At 65.4% G+C, this 1,177-nt stretch carries 1 protein-coding gene and 1 pseudogene; both read right to left on the bottom strand.

Annotation, left to right across the window (positions count from 1 at the left end):
- Positions 1-111: 111 nt before the first annotated feature.
- Positions 112-927: an ABC transporter ATP-binding protein gene (locus IE266_RS26725; RefSeq protein ID WP_189683181.1), complete on the bottom strand. Its 816-nt coding sequence runs from the start codon at positions 925-927 to the stop codon at positions 112-114.
- A pseudogene (locus IE266_RS26720) lies at positions 924-1,177 on the bottom strand (ABC transporter ATP-binding protein); the annotation flags it as partial. The pseudogene IE266_RS26720 and the gene IE266_RS26725, both read right to left, overlap by 4 nt.

Genomic DNA, 1,177 nt, shown 5'->3' with positions numbered 1-1,177 from the left:
TGCCGGCGGTCAGGTTGGCCGGCGCGAAGGGGTCGAAATCGGCCGGCAGCCGGGTGCGGGTCTCGGCGAAAAGCTGTTCGGCCTCGGCCATGTCGGGGTGCCTCTGGTCGTTCATCGCGCCCCTCCCTCCACGGCCATCGCAGCGCCGCCGGCAGCTCGTGCGGCCTTGGTGCCGAGATAGGCCTCAATCACGCCGGGATGGCTGCGCACCTCGGCGGGGCGGCCCTCGGTGATGGTGGAGCCGAAATTCAGGACGTGGACGCGGTCGGAGATATCCATCACGAGGTGCATGTCATGTTCGATCAGCAGGATGGCGATGCCCAGTTCCTCGCGGATGTCGAGGATGAAGCGGGCGATGTCCTCGGTCTCTTCCTGGTTCATGCCGGCGACGATCTCGTCGAGCAGCAGCACCTTGGGGTCGGTGGCCAGAGCGCGGCCCAGTTCCACCCGTTTCTGCTGGCCGTAGGACAGCGTGCCGACAACCTTGTCGCGGATGTGCTCGATTTCGAGGAACTCGATGATCTCCTCGACGCGGCGGCGCGCGGCGACCTCCTCGCGGCGGGGGCGGCCGAAATGCAGCGCCGCTTCGATGACCGAGGTCTTCATGCGCCAGTGGCGGCCCACAAGGATGTTGTCGACCACGGTGCCATGCTTGAACAGCGCGAGGTTCTGGAAGGTGCGCCCGATGCCCAGTTGCACGTAGCGGTGCGGCGCCACGCCGGCGAGGTCGCGCCCCTCGATCGAGATCGAGCCGGAGGTCAACGGCAGCACCCCCGAGATCAGGTTGAACAGCGTCGTCTTGCCGGCGCCGTTGGGGCCGATGACCGAGACGATCTCGCCCTTGTCGACATGCAGCGTGACCGCATTGACGGCATGGATGCCGCCGAAACTCTTGGTGACGTCGCGCAGTTCCAGCAGGTGGGTCATGACAGCCAGCGCTTCCGTCGCTTGTAGTGCTTGATATCTCGGAAGCTCTTGCGCTCTTCCCCGCCGCCCGAGAAGCCGAGGTAGTATTCCTGGACGTCGAGGTTGTTGCGCATCTTCTCGGCGGAACCGTCCAGCACGACGCGGCCGTTTTCCATGATGTAGACGTAGTCGGCCACGTCCATCGCCTGGGTGGCGTTCTGCTCGACCAGGAAGATGGTCATGTTCAGCTCGGTCCGCATCCGCGCGATGG

This window comes from Seohaeicola zhoushanensis (genome assembly GCF_014656415.1).
Lineage (GTDB): Bacteria > Pseudomonadota > Alphaproteobacteria > Rhodobacterales > Rhodobacteraceae > Seohaeicola_A > Seohaeicola_A zhoushanensis.
This window is presented reverse-complemented; position numbering and strand designations above follow the sequence as displayed.